Here is a 12,303-nt window from a genome sequence, read left to right on the forward strand (position 1 = left end):
GCGCGCGTGATGCTCCTGGCCATCGACGTTGGCAACACGAACACCGTTCTCGGCGTGTACGAGGGCCGGCGGCTCTTGGACCACTGGCGCCTGGAGACGAGCGCGCGCCGGAGCGCGGACGAGTACGGCATCCTGGTGCGCCAGCTCTTCGGCTGGAGCGGCATCGACGCGAACCAGGTGAAGGCGGTGGTGGTGTCCAGCGTGGTGCCGCCGCTCCAGTTCAGCCTGGAGAAGATGAGCGAGCGCTACTTCAAGACGCGCCCCATGTTCGTGGGGCCGGGCGTGAAGACGGGCATGCCCATCCTCTACGACAACCCGCGGGAAGTGGGCGCGGACCGCATCGTCAACGCGGTGGCCGCCTACGAGAAGCACCACCGCGGCCTCATCGTGGTGGACTTCGGCACCGCGACGACGCTGGACGCGGTGACGCCCAAGGGCGAGTACCTGGGCGGCGCCATCTGTCCGGGCGTCAACATCTCCATGGAGGCCCTGTTCCAGAACGCCTCCAAGCTGCCGCGCGTGGAGTTCGCGCGGCCGCCGCACGTGGTGGGTCGCAACACCGTGCACTCCATGCAGTCCGGGCTCGTCCACGGCTACGTGAGCATGGTGGACGGCCTGTGCGCGCGCATGGAGGCGGAGATGGGCTTCTCCGCGAAAGTGGTGGCCACCGGGGGCCTTGCCCCGCTGGTGGCCAGTGAATCGAAGGCCATCCAGGAAGTGGATGAGTTCCTCACCCTGGAAGGGCTGCGCATCATCTACGGAAGGAATCACGCGTCATGAGCACCGCCACTGATCCCACCATTCCGGCCCCGCCCCCGGGCTGTCCCTTCAACGCAGAGTTCCTGCCGCCCAACCTGCGCAAGCACGTGGACCCCAACGCCCCCGTGCCGCTGCGGATGATGGCGGCCAAGTCGCTGGTGCCGCTCAATCCGGCGGACATGCTGGGCGCGCTCTTCATGCTCACCTTCGATCCGGAGGCGAACGTGCGCGAGACGGCCGCCAAGACGTGCGCGTCGCTGCCGGACCGCATCCTGGGCTCCGCGCTGCGCGACGAAGGCGTGCCTCCGCCCGTGCTGGGCTACTTCCTGGGCCTGCTCAAGGACAAGGAAGCCTACGCGGAGATGCTGGTCCTCAACTCCGAGACGCCGGACGACGCCGTGGCCGACGTGGCCGCCACGTGCAGTCCGAAGGTGGCGGAGATCATCTCCCAGAACCAGCTGCGCCTGCTGCGCAACGAGTCCATCGTTCGCAACCTGTGCGTGAACCCCGGCGTCCCGGCGTCGCTCGTGGACGGCGTCTGCGACTTCGCGGTGCGCAGCGGCCTCATCCTCGCGGACGTGCCGGCGATGCAGGCGGCCCGGGTGCGCATCTACGGCCCGCAGGCCGCCGCGGCGCCGCCGGATCCGGGCCCCACCGCGGAGGAGGTGCTCCAGGAGCTGGGCACGGAAGCGCAGGCGGAGGACGCCGCCCCCATGGAGGAGGGCAAGCGCCTGACGCTCGCGCAGCGCATCATGAAGATGTCCATCGCGGAGAAGATCAAGCTGGGGACGCTGGGCAACAAGGAGGCGCGCTCCGCCCTCATCCGCGACACCAACAAGCTCGTCTGCGTGGCCGTCATCCGCAGCCCGCGCATCACCGACGGCGAGGTGCTCGCGAGCGCCGCGAACCGCGCCGTCAACGAAGACGTCCTGCGCGTCATCTACAACAACCGCGAGTGGACGAAGATGCAGAAGGTGAAGCTCGCGCTGGTGAAGAACCCCAAGGTGCCGCTCACCGTCACCATGAAGTTCCTCAACACGCTGCGCGACGCGGAGCTGAAGGACCTGTCGCGCGACAAGAACGTGCCCGCCGCCGTGCAGTCCTTCGCGAAGAAGCTGCATGAAAAGAAGACCGCCCCCAAGAAGGACGGCGGCAAGTAGCCCGGGCCGTCCCCGGGCTTCGGGAGGGGAGGGCGGGTGCTTCCCGCGCCTTCCCCCGCCCGCGGGTGCTTCAGGCCGCGGCTTCCTCGTCGGCGTCGTCGCCCACGGAGGTGCCGGGCTCATCCAGCAGCTGCTGCGCGATGGCGAGCGCCTTCTTCGTCTTCTCGCGCAGCTTCTCGTCGCCCTTGATGCGCGCGTAGAGCTTCGTCACGCGCTCCTCGTTGCGCACCGCCGCCTGCTCCAGCTCGCTGATGCGCGAGCGCAGCCCGTCCGCCTCCGTGGCGGCCTGGGCGCCCTGGGCGGAGAGATCCGCCTGGGACTGCTCCAGCTGCGAGCGCAACCCTTCGGCCTCCACCTGCGCCGCCTCCACCTGGGCGCGCAGCCCTTCGGCCTCCTCGCGCGCCGCCTGGAGGTCCGCGTCCTGCTGGGACAGCTGGGCGCGAAGGGACTCGGACTCGCCCTGGAAGGCCTGGGCCTGGGCCTGGTGCTGATCCAGCTCCGCCTGGAGCGCGCCCAGCTTCGCGGTGGCGCCGCGCGCCTCTTCCTTGGCGGTGGCGAGCTGCTGGTCCACGCGCTTGCGCTCCGTGGTGAGCTGCTCGGTGCGGCTGGTGAGCGTCTTGATCTGCGCGTCGCGGCGGCTCAGCTCCTCGTCGGAGGTGCTGGCCTTCTGCTCCAGCTCCAGGTGCTGATCCTTCAGCTCGATGATCTCCTGGTCCTTCTGGTTCAGCTCCGACTTGAGGCGGAGGATCTCCTTGTCGCGCTTGTTGACGGTGTCACGCAGCGCGAAGGTGTCCTTGTCGCTCTTCCCGGCGGTGGACCGCGACGCCTCCAGCTCCGTGGTCTTCGCCTGGAGCTCGGACTCCAGCGACTGCACGCGCTCCTCGGCCTGCGACGCCTGGCCGCGCGAGTCCTCCAGCGCGCTCTGCAGCTCCGCCACCTTCGCGCGCAGGTTGCGCAGCTCCGCGACGTCCGCGGCGGACGGTCCCGTCGAGATCGGCGTCACCGCGACGGCGGCCACCGCGGGGCGGGCGGCGGCGGGCGGGGGCACCGCGCGCAGCGGCGCGGCGGGTGCGCGGGGGGGCGGGGTGGGCGCCACCACCGGCTCCGGATCCACCGGCGGCATGAAGCCGACGACGGTCTTCTCCTCCGGTTCGTCGCCCAGGTCTCCCAGCACGTCGAGCGAGTCGTCGTTGTCCGGCCCCAGCGAGTCGAGCGCCGAGATCTCCTCCAGGGCGGACGGCGTCTCCGCCTCCTCCGGCGGGGCCACCACGGGCTCCTCCTCGGGAGTGCCCGTGACGGGCTCGGACAGGTCGCCGAAGGCGTCGTCGAGCATGTCCAGGTCTTCGCCGGCCACCGCGGGCTCCTCGCCCGTGTCGACGGCGATCTCCTCGCCGAAGTCCGTCGCGGGCTCGCTGCCCAGCGAGTCGAGGGTGAGGCTCTCGTCCACCACCTCTTCGCTGACGGGCGGCTCCGGGAAGCCGATCACGCCGCCCACGCGGTCCACCAGCACGGAGGTGTCCACCGGCTTCGCCACGTATTCGTCCGCGCGCGCCTTCAGCTTGCTATGGGCCGCGAAGCCGTCCGGGCTGCCGATGATGACGATGGGCACCGTCTTCAGCTCGTCGTCCTTCTTCAGCTTGCCGCAGATGAGATAGCCGTTCTGTCCCGCGGACAGGTCCACCGCGAGCACCACGAGGTCCGGCCGCTCACGGCGGATCAGCTCCACGCTGCCCTTTCCGTCGCCCGTCGTCTGCGCCGTGAAGCCCCGGGCTTCCAGTGCCTGCTGCAGGGTGGCGGAGAGGGTGGCGTCGCTTTCGACGATCAGGATTCGCTTGGACATGAAGGGACGGCCATCCTGGGGGTGCGGCGCGCGGTGTGACACCGAGAAAACTCAGCGGTGGCGCGCGAGAGGAGAATCGCCGTCGAGGCTATCGGCCATGCATGGGACCGTCAATCTTCACACCGGGCGCAACGCCCGGTATTCAGTTGAGCAGGCGACCACCCGGCCCCCACGATGTCCGGCTACTTCAGGGCTGTAGCGAGACGGGCTGGATGCTCACGGCGGGCTTCACCTGGGCGGGACGCACCAGACCGTTGGAGCGCAGCTCCTGATCCCTCAGCATCTGCAGGATGGCGGCGTCGTCCATGTCCGTCACCAGCTCGTAGGTGATGTCCTGATCACGCCAGGTGACGACGTTGTACGCCTGGCTCGAGTCCACCGCGACGTTCTCCACCGTGGGGCCCTCGTCCTTGATCACCCGCTGGCCCGTCGCCGGATACACGAACACGCCGATGTTGCGCTTGGGCTCGTTCGCGCGGTGCGGCTGGGTCTCGTAGCTGACGTAGACGACCTCCTGGCCGTTGAGCGTGGAGAAGCGCGCGCCCACGGGCCGGGCCTGCTGGAGGCGGGGCAGGGTGATGCGGTGTTCGACCTTGTCGTTGAACCACGCTTCAATCTGCTCCGGCGTGCCCGCGACGAACTCCAGGGGCCGCTGGCGCGTGTGGCGCTGCACGGCCTCCAGGATGGTCGCCTTCTGCGCCCTCCCGGACTGGTACATCATCCAGCCGCCGCTCACCGTCACCACCACCAGGGCCATGGCCCCGGCGCGCAGCCACTGGCTCACCTGGGCGCGGCGCTGCTCGCGGTGCAGGCCGGACTGGATGCCCGCGCGCAGCGACGCCGGCGCGCGCGTGCCCTTGGACGCGACGGCGTGCTTCGCCGCGCGCCGCAGCGTCTGACGGAGCTGCATCTCCTCGTCCACGCGCGCGACACACGCGGCGCAGCCTTCGAGATGCGACTCCACATCGTGGCGTTCCTCGGGCTGGAATTCGCCGTCGAGGTACGGATACAGCAACCGCTCGAGTTCCTGGCAGGTCATGGGCGCTCGATGAGGCGGGTCGGAGAGAAGACGACGCCCCTCCAACTGCTTTTTAGCCTGCCTTCTTCCGGCGCCGGTACTCTTCCAGATCCGCGGGTACCTGGACCGGGTCTCCGTCGTGACGGAAGACACCCTGGCCCTCGGCGTACTCGCGCAGCGTCTTCTGCAGCAGCTTGCGTCCGCGGAACAGGCGGCTCATCACCGTGCCCACGGGGCACTCCAGAATCTCCGCGATCTCCTTGTAGGAGAACTCCTGGAGGTCCGCGAGGATGACCACCAGCCGGAAGTCGATGGGCAGCGAGTCGATGGCGCGCAGCACGTCGTCCGACAGGAGCCGGTCGAAGAAGTACTGCTCGGGGTTGGCCGCGAAGTCCGTCGCGTCCCGGCTCACGAAGCGCTCGTGGACCGCCTCGCGCTCCACGCCCTCCACCACCGTGCGCTCCTTCACCTTGCGGCGGTAGCGGTTGATGAAGGTGTTGGTGAGGATCTTGAAGAGCCAGGCCTTGATGTTGGTCCCGCGCTCGAACTTGTCGAAGAAGCGGTAGGCCCGCATGCAGGTGTCCTGCACCAGGTCCTCGGCGTCGCGCTCGTTCTTGGTCAACCGAAGGGCCGCCGAATAGAGCGGATCCAGGTGCGCCAGCGCCAGCTCTTCGAATTCCTGCTTCGTCCGGTTGGGTTGCCTGAAGTCCAGCATCATGCTCCCGCCTTCCAGGGGCCCGAAATGATTGGGGAATGCGTCGCCTGCCTAACGGTCAATCTATGCACCGGAACAGACGGGTCAACAACGCTTTCCCCTGCCGCGCCGCCCGCATGCCCGCTTCTGGAGTGCGGAGACGCCCGGCGGGATCATTTATTCCACAGGGTGGGAACCGGTGGGGACCCCCGGACGAGGGTCCCCGCCAGGCAACCGGCCAGCACAGGGCTGGCCGGTCGGGGGGCAGGCAGCTGCTAGCGCTTGCCGCCGAGCGCGTCCATCAGGGGCACGTAGTCGTACCCCATGTCCTTGGCGACGGCCTCGTAGGTGATGTGGCCGTTGTAGGTGTTGATGGCGCGCTGGAGGGCGCGGTCGGACTTGATGGCCTCCACCAGGCCCAGGTCCGCGATCTTCCGGGAGTAGGGGCGGGTGGTGTTGGTGAGCGCGAACGTGGACGTCTGCGGCACGGCGCCGGGCATGTTGGCCACGCAGTAGTGGACGACGTCGCTCACGGTGAACGTGGGGTTGTCGTGCGTGGTGGGCTTGCAGGTCTCGATGCAGCCGCCCTGGTCCACCGCCACGTCGACGACGACGGAGCCGGGCTCCATCTCCGCGATGAGCTCGCGCGACACCAGCTTGGGCGCCTTGCCGCCGGGGATGAGCACGCCGCCGATGACGAGGTCCGACTCGCGCACGGTGCGCGCGATGGACTCCGTGTCCGACGCCAGCGTCTGCGCGCGGCCGAGGAACACGTCGTCCAGGTAGGTGAGGCGCTCCAGGTTCACGTCCAGGATGGTCACTTCCGCGCCCATGCCGACGGCGACCTTGGCGGCGCACAGGCCCACCACGCCACCGCCGATGACGGCCACGCGGCCGCGGCGCACGCCGGGCACGCCGCCCAGCAGGATGCCCTTGCCACCGTGGGCCTTCTCCAGGCACGCGGCGCCCACCTGGATGGCCATCTTGCCGGCCACCTCGGACATGGGCTTGAGCAGCGGCAGGCTGCCGTCGTCCAGCTGGAGCGTCTCGTAGGCGACCGCCGTGACCTTCTTCTTGATGAGCGTCTTGGTGAGCTCCGGATCCACGCCCGCCAGGTGGAAGTACGTGTAGACGATCTGCCCGGGCTGCATGCGCTCGTACTCCGGCGCGATGGGCTCCTTCACCTTGACGATCATCTCCGCGCGCTTCCAGACCTCATCCGCGCTGGAGATGATCTGCGCGCCGACGCGCTGGTACTCCGAATCCGGGATGCCGGAGCCGACGCCAGCGTTCGTCTCCACCAGCACCGTGTGGCCCGCGCTGGTCAACGCGCGAACGCCCGCGGGCACCATGCCGACACGGTACTCGCGGGTTTTGATCTCCTTGGGAACTCCGACGATCACGACTGCCTCCGACGAATGGGGGACTGCGGAAAACGTGGCGGACCCATAGACCAGCGCACCTGCGCTTTCAAGGCGCGCTCCGGCGCCAGGAGTGTCGGCTGTGATGGACTTCATTCATCCATCCACATGACGCGAGGCGTTGGACGCATCGCGGTCCACCCGTGTTAGTTAACGGCCCATGACGCACGCGCCGAAATTGCTCTTCGCGGACCCCAAGGGCCGGGTGATGGAGCATCCCTACCTCATCGCCACCCTGCGCAGCGGCGAGGAACTCGTGCCACCGCAGGACAAGCCCATCGCCCTGCCGGCGGCGGGGCGCCTGGTGCACCTGCCTGGCCGCCTGCCCGTGGGGCTCAACCCGGACTCGGGTGAGCTGGAGCTGGTGCGCGAGATGAAGGCGGGGGGCAAGACGTTCGTGCCCAACGCGGTGGGCGCGCTCTTGCCGCCCGGCTACACGCGCACGTTCCTGCCCGGGGAGGTGAAGGGCAGCGGGCCCGTGTTGCCTCAGTGGGCATACACGGCGGCGGCGTGGGGCAAGGTCGGTCCGGTCGCGTGGGCCATCCACACCGACCGGCGCTCGCACTGGGAGCCGGAGGCGTACTCCACGCCTGAATTGAAGGGGCTCGTCAGCGCGCACATGGAGCGCTTCCCGGACAGCCGCGTGCTCAAGCAGTTGAAGACGTGCGCGCTCCTGTACCGGTGCTTCACGTCGCAGAACATCTTCTACGCGCGCGACGAGGGCGCCATCCCCGCGTCCGTGATGTGCAATGCGCGCTGCGTGGGCTGCATCTCGGATCAGCCCGCGGACGGCCCTCCGGCCTCGCACGAGCGCATGGATGACGGTCCCTCCGCGGAGGAGATGGCGGCCATCGGCCTGTACCACCTGGAGCACGCGCCGGGCCGCACCATGGTGAGCTTCGGCCAGGGGTGCGAGGGCGAGCCGCTCACGCGCTGGAAGTTCATCGCGGAGTCCATCCGCCTGATGCGCGCGAAGACGGACCGGGGCTCCATCAACATCAACACCAACGCCAGCCTCACGCACGGGCTCGAGGCGCTGCTGGACGCCGGGCTGGACGCCGTCCGCGTGTCGCTCAACGCCGCGACCAAGGGCCTCTACGAGGCCTACTACAAGCCGGTGAAGTACGGCTGGGAGGACGTGGAGGCGTCCATCGCGCTGGCGCGCGAGCGCGGTGCGTACCTGGCGCTCAACCTGCTCCTGTTCCCCGGCGTCACCGACCGCGAGGGCGAGGTCCAGGCGCTGGAGAACCTGGTGCGCAAGTACCGCGTGGATCAGGTGCAGACGCGCTCGCTGTGCATCGACCCGCTCCAGTACCTGGAGGTCGCGCGAGGCCAGGGCGCGGGCGGCGAGCCGGTGGGGATCCGCACGCTCCTGCAGCGGCTGAAGACGGCGCGGCCAGGGCTCATCATCGGCAACTTCGCGCGGGGCCTGGACGAGCGCGAGAACGCCGCGGGCACGCCTGGGGTTTGACCCTCCGGGAGGGGACGGCTACAGAGCCGGGCATGTCCGTCTCCTTCTCGTCCGCGTTCCGCATCGCCGTCATCTGTGTCTCCTCTGGCGCCGTCACCGTCCTCGGCGCGTGCAGCAAGGCGCCCGAGGAGCCGGAGTTCGACTACGGCTTGAAGAAGCCGCTCGTGCGCAAGCTGCGCGCGGAGCTGGAGGAGACGCCCTGCGACAAGGCGAAGGCGCAGGAGTACGCGCAGCTGCTGATGAGCGCCAACGACCTGAAGGGCGTCGCCCGGGCGTCGGACACCTTCGTCGCCGCGTGCGGCCCCAACGTCGTCCTCCTCCAGCTGTCGTACACGGCCAACGCGAGGCAGGGGGAGAAGGCGAAGGCGCTGAAGGACGCCACGGCGCTGGTGGCGGTGCAGCCGGAGAACGCCAGCTACCACGTGTGGCGGGGCCTGTCGCAGGAGGCCCTGGGCCAGAACGAAGGCGCCGCGGCGGACTTCCAGAAGGCCTTCGACCTCCAGCCCGCCCAGCGGCCCATCCTCAACGCGCTGCTCAAGACCTATGACGCGCTCAACCGGCCCTGCGACTCGCTGGCCGCGCTCCAGCGGTACGTGGAGGCGAAGCCCAGCGAGGCGAAGTCGGCGGATGTTCAGAACCAGATGAAGGCGCTGGCCCAGCAGGGCTCCTGCGCCGCGGATGCCGGGAAGCCCGAGGCGGCCAAGATGCCCTGAGGCGAGCGGGGACTACTCGGCGCCGGGGGGCATCAGCTCCTTGGCGACGAGGTTGCCCATCACGGCGTCCTTGGGGATGTAGCCGTCGGCGCCGGCCTCGCGGCAGATGCGCTGGAGCTCCTCGACGTTCTCCCCGGAGCACAGCAGCACCTTGATGCCCTTGAAGAGGCTGTTGCTCTTGATGAAGCGGCAGAACTGCTCGCCGTTCACGTTGGGCATGCGCACATCCAGGAGCACCAGGTCCGGGCGCGTCTGCTTCTTCAGGATGATCTTCGTGGCCTTGTCGGCGGTGTCCGCGACGTGGACCTCGAAGCCCTTGGACACCAGGTCCGCCTCGATGATCCGCGCCGTCATCTCGCTGTCATCCACGATGAGGATGCGCGGCTTGCGGGCGCCGGCGGCCACCGCCTTCAGGGCGCCGGCGGCGGGCGCGGCCGGGGGCGCCGCGGCGGGGGCGGCGGGGCTCGCGGCCGGGGCGGGGGAGGGGACCGCGGCGGGCACGTTCAGCGCCGGGGCGCCGATGAGTCCCATGACACCCCCCAGGACGCCTTCCAGGCCTCCACTCTTGAGGATGTAGCCGTCCGCGCCGGAGTTCTTCGTCTTCGCGTCCAGCTCCGCTTCGGAGATGTCGGAGTAGAGGACGAGCTTGGCGGTGACGCCCTTCTGGCGGCGGAGGTATTCGACGACATCGTCGCCGAACATCTCCGGCATGTTCACGTCCATGAGGATGAGCGCGAACGGGCCCTCGGTGAGCTTCTGGTCGAGCGCGGCCAGGTCCTGGGCGCCGCTGGCCTCGTAGCCGGCGGCGGTCAGGGCCCGGACGGTGAGCTCCAGAAGCATCGGGCTGTCGTCAATGACCAGTACGCGGGACATCGTCCTCCTCAGGGGCTCCCAGCCCACAACCCTACACCTTTGGTCCACGGCGGACCATCGAAACGGAGAGCAGGCGGCCGGTCCGCTTGGGACGATGGACCCTTGACCCCCTTTCTCCCCGTCCAGGATACTTCGCTGCCTTGACCCCGACCTCCACTCCCCTCCAACGCGCGCTGCGCATGGCGCCAGACCGCACGGTGGCCGCCCAGGCCCGGCCGGAGCAGGAATTCTTCTGCTTCCGCGTGGGCGAGCTGCGCTTCGGCGTCCCGAGCGAGAACGTGCTCGAGGTGCTGCGCGCCGGACTGCTCACGCCGCTGCCGCGCACGCCGTCGTTCATCCTGGGCGTCACCGGCCACCGCGGTCAGGTGCTGCCGGTGGTGGACCTGCTGCGCTTCCTCAGCAAGGGCGAGGCGCGCATCGGTCAGCGCACCCGCATCTTCGTGGGCGTCAGCGGCAGCTACGTCTCCGGCGTGGTGGCGGACACCGTGCTCGGCCTGCGCCGCGTGCCGGTGGCGGACATCCTCCCGCCGCCCCTGGGCGGTGATCAGGCCGCCGAACACCTGCTGGGCGTCGTGCAGCAGGGCACGGGCCCCCAGGACAGCCTCAACCTGCTCAACTTCTCCAAGCTCCTTCAGACGGCCCGTCAGCGCGCGGTGATGCGATGAGCGCCAACGCCTTCCTGGACGAGCCGGTGCCCGAGCTGGATCCGGACGCACCGTTGGGAGAGGTGGACATCCTCTTCTTCCAGATTGGCGACGCCGAATACGGCACGGACGCGTCGCAGGTGTTGCGCATCGACCGGGCGCTCCCGGAGGACCTCACCGTGCCCGCCCTGGGCCTGCCCCACAAGGGCCTGCGCGCGCTGGTCTTCGACACCCCCGAGGGCGAGGGCCACCTGAAGGTGGACGGCGTCAACGGGGTGCGCTCCGTGGCGCTGGGCGTGCTGCGCCGCATGCCGTCCGCGGCGGCGGCGGCTTCCTACGCGGTGGGCGTCTGCCTGGAGGGTGAGGCAGGGCGTCCGGTGTTGCTCATTGATTTGGCGGAAACCTTGAAGACGCAAGGAAGGCACTGACACACATGTCCCTGGAGAGCCCCAACGAGAAGCCCGCGGCGAAGTCCCGCGGCGCGAGGAAGTCCCCGGGCGCGAAGGCCGCCAGCGCCAACGCGGTCGTGGATCCGCTCAAGCCCTTCACCGACACGCTGATGTCGGTGCTGTCCGGCAACCTGAACGCGCGCGTGCCGCAGGATCGCGTCCAGGCGGACCCCACGGGCTTTGGCCACCTGCTCAACCAGGTGCTGGAGCAGTTCTCCTCCGCTGAACACCGCAAGCAGGTGGCGGCCCAGGAGATCGATCAGGCGCTGGATTCGCTGATCATCCTGGTGCGCGAGGGCGACCTGTCGCGCTGGAACACGTCCACCGAGGACCCCCAGCTCGGGCCCCTGCTGGAGGGCTTCGGCAAGGTCATCGAGACGCTGCGCATCTTCGTGCGGGAGATCAACGAGGCCGCCCTGCGGCTGTCGTCCTCCGCCAACCAGGTGCTGGCGGCGTCCACGCAGCACGAGACGTCCTCCACCGAGCAGGCCGCGGCCATCCACGAGACGACCGCGACCATGGAGGAGCTGAAGCACGCCTCCGCGCAGATCGCGGAGAACGCGGGCAGCGTGGCGCGCGTGGCGGAGGAGACGCTGGGCGCGGCCCGCGCGGGCCGTGGCGCCATTGGCGAGTTCATCCAGGCCATGCAGCAGATCCGCAGCGACGGGGTCGCGGTGGCGGACTCCATCTCCAAGCTGTCCAAGCGCGTGGAGCGCATTGGCACGGTGGTGGAGGTCATCGACGAGATCGCGGACCGCTCCGACCTGCTGGCGCTCAACGCGGCGCTGGAAGGCAGCCGCGCGGGCGAGGCGGGCAAGGGCTTCTCCATCGTCGCGGCGGAGATGCGCCGGCTGGCGGAGAACGTCCTGGAGTCCACCAAGGAGATCAAGAACCTCATCACGGAGATCCGCGAGGCCACGGCCGCGGCGGCGGGCGCGGCGGACGCGTCCAAGCACGCCACGGAGTCCGGTGAGAAGCTGGGCGCGGTGGCGGCGCAGGCCGTGGAGGGCATCCTCGCCGGCGTGCAGGAGACGAGCGACGCGGCCCGGGTCATCAACCTGGCGACCCAGCAGCAGCGCACGGCCACCGAGCAGGTGGTGGCCTCCATGGCGGAGATCGAGGACGTGACGCGCCAGACGACGCAGGCGTCGAAGCAGGCCACCGGGGCCGCCGCCGAGCTCACCCAGCTCGCGGGCCGGCTCGCGGAACTCATCAAGCGCTTCAAGGCCGACTAGACGTTCTCCTGAGGGGAGAAATGGGT

The 12,303-nt window shown here is 69.4% G+C and carries 12 protein-coding genes; 7 read left to right on the forward strand and 5 right to left on the reverse strand.

Annotated elements, in window-relative coordinates:
* Positions 1-9: 9 nt before the first annotated feature.
* Positions 10-780 carry a type III pantothenate kinase gene (locus FOF48_RS33860; protein ID WP_143908839.1) on the forward strand — a complete coding sequence of 257 codons (771 nt, stop codon included), beginning with the start codon at positions 10-12 and terminating at the stop codon, positions 778-780.
* Positions 777-1,919: a hypothetical protein gene (locus FOF48_RS33865; RefSeq protein ID WP_143908708.1), complete on the forward strand. Its 1,143-nt coding sequence runs from the start codon at positions 777-779 to the stop codon at positions 1,917-1,919. The genes FOF48_RS33860 and FOF48_RS33865 overlap by 4 nt, the downstream gene beginning before the upstream one ends.
* 70 nt (positions 1,920-1,989) lie before the next feature.
* Here FOF48_RS33865 and FOF48_RS33870 read toward each other — a convergent pair whose 3' ends face one another.
* The 4 genes from FOF48_RS33870 to ald all read right to left on the reverse strand — a co-directional run bounded on the left by FOF48_RS33870 (position 1,990) and on the right by ald (position 6,874).
* Positions 1,990-3,759 carry a response regulator gene (locus FOF48_RS33870; protein ID WP_143908710.1) on the reverse strand — a complete coding sequence of 590 codons (1,770 nt, stop codon included), beginning with the start codon at positions 3,757-3,759 and terminating at the stop codon, positions 1,990-1,992.
* 187 nt (positions 3,760-3,946) lie between these two features.
* Positions 3,947-4,798: an anti-sigma factor gene (locus FOF48_RS33875; RefSeq protein WP_143908712.1), complete on the reverse strand. Its 852-nt coding sequence runs from the start codon at positions 4,796-4,798 to the stop codon at positions 3,947-3,949.
* A 52-nt stretch (positions 4,799-4,850) separates the two neighbouring features.
* Positions 4,851-5,492 (reverse strand): sigma-70 family RNA polymerase sigma factor, encoded by a 642-nt coding sequence (locus tag FOF48_RS33880; protein ID WP_143908841.1) that lies wholly within the window; start codon positions 5,490-5,492, stop codon positions 4,851-4,853.
* Between the two features lie 254 nt (positions 5,493-5,746).
* Positions 5,747-6,874, reverse strand: a complete 1,128-nt coding sequence (gene ald, locus FOF48_RS33885) for an alanine dehydrogenase (protein WP_143908714.1) — start codon at positions 6,872-6,874, stop codon at positions 5,747-5,749.
* Positions 6,875-7,052: 178 nt separating this feature from the next.
* Between ald and FOF48_RS33890 the strand changes: the two genes are divergently transcribed.
* Together FOF48_RS33890 and FOF48_RS33895 are read left to right on the forward strand one after the other, a co-directional pair.
* A complete protein-coding gene (locus FOF48_RS33890; RefSeq protein WP_143908716.1) occupies positions 7,053-8,363 on the forward strand; it encodes a radical SAM protein in 1,311 nt (436 codons plus the stop codon).
* A gap of 32 nt (positions 8,364-8,395) precedes the next feature.
* The gene (locus FOF48_RS33895) at positions 8,396-9,076 is read left to right on the forward strand and encodes a hypothetical protein (protein ID WP_143908718.1); all 681 of its coding nucleotides are present in this window, start codon (positions 8,396-8,398) and stop codon (positions 9,074-9,076) included.
* Between the two features lie 12 nt (positions 9,077-9,088).
* Here FOF48_RS33895 and FOF48_RS33900 read toward each other — a convergent pair whose 3' ends face one another.
* Positions 9,089-9,949 (reverse strand): response regulator, encoded by an 861-nt coding sequence (locus FOF48_RS33900; RefSeq protein WP_143908720.1) that lies wholly within the window; start codon positions 9,947-9,949, stop codon positions 9,089-9,091.
* Positions 9,950-10,128: 179 nt separating this feature from the next.
* Here FOF48_RS33900 and FOF48_RS33905 point away from each other — a divergent pair, with 179 nt between their 5' ends.
* The 3 genes from FOF48_RS33905 to FOF48_RS33915 are packed head-to-tail and all read left to right on the forward strand — an operon-like array spanning position 10,129 to position 12,277.
* Positions 10,129-10,614, forward strand: coding sequence for a chemotaxis protein CheW (locus FOF48_RS33905; protein ID WP_143908843.1), 486 nt, complete (start codon positions 10,129-10,131; stop codon positions 10,612-10,614).
* Complete coding sequence (locus FOF48_RS33910; RefSeq protein ID WP_235685820.1) at positions 10,611-11,021, forward strand: Frizzy aggregation protein FrzB; 411 nt, start codon at positions 10,611-10,613, stop codon at positions 11,019-11,021. The genes FOF48_RS33905 and FOF48_RS33910 overlap by 4 nt, the downstream gene beginning before the upstream one ends.
* A gap of 5 nt (positions 11,022-11,026) precedes the next feature.
* Entirely contained in the window at positions 11,027-12,277 is a 1,251-nt protein-coding gene (locus FOF48_RS33915) for a methyl-accepting chemotaxis protein (protein WP_143908722.1), read from the forward strand.
* The last annotated feature ends 26 nt before the right edge of the window (positions 12,278-12,303 follow it).

This window comes from Corallococcus sp. Z5C101001, from assembly GCF_007352635.1.
In the GTDB taxonomy this organism is placed as follows: domain Bacteria; phylum Myxococcota; class Myxococcia; order Myxococcales; family Myxococcaceae; genus Corallococcus; species Corallococcus silvisoli.

What these genes read in the sequence shown, in the direction of transcription:
- FOF48_RS33865 (WP_143908708.1), top strand. Translation starts at nt 777, where the DNA reads ATGAGCACCGCCACTGATCCCACCATTCCGGCCCCGCCCCCGGGCTGT.
- FOF48_RS33890 (WP_143908716.1), top strand. Translation starts at nt 7,053, where the DNA reads ATGACGCACGCGCCGAAATTGCTCTTCGCGGACCCCAAGGGCCGGGTG.
- FOF48_RS33905 (WP_143908843.1), top strand. Translation starts at nt 10,129, where the DNA reads ATGGCGCCAGACCGCACGGTGGCCGCCCAGGCCCGGCCGGAGCAGGAA.
- FOF48_RS33895 (WP_143908718.1), top strand. Translation starts at nt 8,396, where the DNA reads ATGTCCGTCTCCTTCTCGTCCGCGTTCCGCATCGCCGTCATCTGTGTC.
- FOF48_RS33870 (WP_143908710.1), bottom strand. Translation starts at nt 3,759, where the DNA reads ATGTCCAAGCGAATCCTGATCGTCGAAAGCGACGCCACCCTCTCCGCC.
- FOF48_RS33910 (WP_235685820.1), top strand. Translation starts at nt 10,611, where the DNA reads ATGAGCGCCAACGCCTTCCTGGACGAGCCGGTGCCCGAGCTGGATCCG.
- FOF48_RS33900 (WP_143908720.1), bottom strand. Translation starts at nt 9,949, where the DNA reads ATGTCCCGCGTACTGGTCATTGACGACAGCCCGATGCTTCTGGAGCTC.
- FOF48_RS33875 (WP_143908712.1), bottom strand. Translation starts at nt 4,798, where the DNA reads ATGACCTGCCAGGAACTCGAGCGGTTGCTGTATCCGTACCTCGACGGC.
- FOF48_RS33860 (WP_143908839.1), top strand. Translation starts at nt 10, where the DNA reads ATGCTCCTGGCCATCGACGTTGGCAACACGAACACCGTTCTCGGCGTG.
- FOF48_RS33880 (WP_143908841.1), bottom strand. Translation starts at nt 5,492, where the DNA reads ATGCTGGACTTCAGGCAACCCAACCGGACGAAGCAGGAATTCGAAGAG.
- FOF48_RS33915 (WP_143908722.1), top strand. Translation starts at nt 11,027, where the DNA reads ATGTCCCTGGAGAGCCCCAACGAGAAGCCCGCGGCGAAGTCCCGCGGC.